Genomic DNA, 2067 nt, shown 5'->3' on the forward strand with positions numbered 1-2067 from the left:
GGATTTTTGCCTTATTATAATTATTTGATGAGTTCAGATTATAAATATCCTTTCTTGCATAATTCCACCACTTGCATGAATCAAATTAAAAAATATGGTCATTATTTATTTGGATTATACAAAGAAGAAAAAGAAACCAAATACTATGTTTATGGGGTGCCTGGAAGGTTTACATTGCAAGAACATCCCTTTAAAGGCATTACAGGGTTTAATACTTGGTATGACTCAGTGGATGGTATAGGTTATTGGATTTTATACGTTGATCCTATAACAGGGAAGGTAATATATCCTATTAATCCTATGGTACCATCTTATTGAACCATAAACCTTAGGGAAGGAGGTAAAATACCATAAATCAAAAGAAAATATGTCAGGAACCTGTCACTGACGTGGCTATATTAAAAGAGATAAAAGAAAGTTTGTACAAAGAAGAAGTTATGAATCAGTTAGCTCAGATTTTTAAAGCTCTGGCAGATCCTACTAGACTTAAAATAATTTATGTTTTATCAAAATCTTCTTTATGTGTATGTGATATTGCAAATTTATTGGACATGACTCAATCAGCAATATCCCATCATTTAAGACTCCTTAGGAATCTAAGGCTGGTAAAATTTAAAAAGGAAGGAAAAACCGTCATATATTCTTTAGATGATGAACATGTTCTGCAGCTATTTAAACAAGGACTAGATCATGTTAAACATGAATAATATAAAAAGATGAGGGCTATATAGTTTCCCTCATCTTTTTATCATTAGTACATTTGGTACATAAAAGTCCTTTAGCCTGTGTAAGAGCTGCAAGAACTGTAATTCTTCTTTGCCTATCTAATAGAAAAGCTTTTTTTTCGCCTTCACTAACAGTAGACAAAAAATATACTGGTGGAAGATTATTTAAAGCAATAGATTTAACATCATTATCATAATTCGCACATTTACACGAAGGGTAATTTTGCTTTGTTTCTTCGTAAATTTCGTCAACTAAAACTTCCATATAATTTTTTAACATTTATACCATCCTTTTAAGAAATTATACCCCATTATTACTACGCCAACACAATATAGTCCTAATAATTATAGTACGTAATTACTAGTATGTCAATTAATCATAAAATTTTTTAGAAAAAATATTATGATTAATGACCTTGTTTATCGGGTAGCATATAACCATAAAGAAAAATTTGACACAAGATACCCTAGTGGGGTATAATATGTAATGGATATAATTTGAGTAAATTTAAGGAGGAATTTAAATGGCAAATGTAGTAATTTTCACTAGTAATACTTGTCCATATTGTGTAGCGGCAAAGGATTATTTGCAAGAAAAAGGTGTACCTTTTACAGAGAAAAACATTCAAACAGATAAAGATGCAAGGAAAGAATTGATGAGCATGGGACATATGGGAGTTCCAGTATTACTAATTGACGGAGAAGAAATAGTAGGTTTTGATAAACCAAGAATAGACCAATTAATAGATAAATAAATAATTAGGTAAGTAAAATAATCACCCCTTTTGAAAATCAAAAGGGGTGATTATTTTTTATTATTCATTTAAAGCTTTTAACAGTTGAGATAAATCTATACCATGAACCATTGCGGCTTCTTCTAAACTTTCCATTTGACTAGCAGGACATCCAACACATCCTAATCCAAATCTCAATAGAATATCAACTGATTCTGGTTTATTACGAATTAATTCTCCTACCAGCATATCTTTAGTTATTGCCATTATATCGCCTCCTTATACTTAACATATTTATATATTACCATAAATAATATACCCTTTGTATTATTAATATACCATATGTACAAAATAAATAAAATATTATTTTTAAAATGTATAAAAAAATTAAAAATGGATATTCTTATACCAGGAGGTGAGAAAATGGATAATAATGACAATAACAAAAATAGGACAGACAATAGAACCAATGATTGGGATATAGGTGAAATTTTGATAAGAATTTTGGTAACTGCAATAGTAGTTGGAATTGCAGCTTTCCTAACACCTGGATTTTCTATAAATAGTTTATGGAGCTTAATTTTAGCGGCTGTAGTCATAGCTTTATT

At 29.6% G+C, this 2067-nt stretch carries 6 protein-coding genes; 4 read left to right on the top strand and 2 right to left on the bottom strand.

Annotation, left to right across the window (positions count from 1 at the left end; all coding sequences use genetic code 11):
- Positions 1–318 (top strand): hypothetical protein (locus VK998_RS07830; protein ID WP_325227385.1); only part of this gene is annotated, 318 nt, incomplete at its 5' end.
- A gap of 71 nt (positions 319–389) precedes the next feature.
- Entirely contained in the window at positions 390–707 is a 318-nt protein-coding gene (locus tag VK998_RS07835; RefSeq protein WP_414713583.1) for an ArsR/SmtB family transcription factor, read from the top strand.
- A 16-nt stretch (positions 708–723) separates the two neighbouring features.
- On the opposite strand, the gene VK998_RS07840 is transcribed toward VK998_RS07835, so the two are convergent.
- Positions 724–990 (bottom strand): late competence development ComFB family protein, encoded by a 267-nt coding sequence (locus VK998_RS07840; protein ID WP_325227387.1) that lies wholly within the window; start codon positions 988–990, stop codon positions 724–726.
- A 259-nt stretch (positions 991–1249) separates the two neighbouring features.
- Here VK998_RS07840 and VK998_RS07845 point away from each other — a divergent pair, with 259 nt between their 5' ends.
- Positions 1250–1480 (top strand): glutaredoxin family protein, encoded by a 231-nt coding sequence (locus tag VK998_RS07845; RefSeq protein ID WP_325227389.1) that lies wholly within the window; start codon positions 1250–1252, stop codon positions 1478–1480.
- A gap of 60 nt (positions 1481–1540) precedes the next feature.
- Here the strand turns inward: VK998_RS07845 and VK998_RS07850 are convergent, their stop codons facing one another.
- Positions 1541–1726, bottom strand: a complete 186-nt coding sequence (locus VK998_RS07850; protein WP_325227390.1) for a DUF1858 domain-containing protein — start codon at positions 1724–1726, stop codon at positions 1541–1543.
- A 156-nt stretch (positions 1727–1882) separates the two neighbouring features.
- On the opposite strand from VK998_RS07850, the gene VK998_RS07855 reads away from it, so the two are divergent.
- Positions 1883–2067 (top strand): phage holin family protein (locus tag VK998_RS07855; RefSeq protein ID WP_325227392.1); only part of this gene is annotated, 185 nt, incomplete at its 3' end.

Origin of the sequence: Schnuerera sp. (assembly GCF_035459645.1) — a bacterium.
GTDB lineage: Bacteria > Bacillota > Clostridia > Tissierellales > Tepidimicrobiaceae > Schnuerera.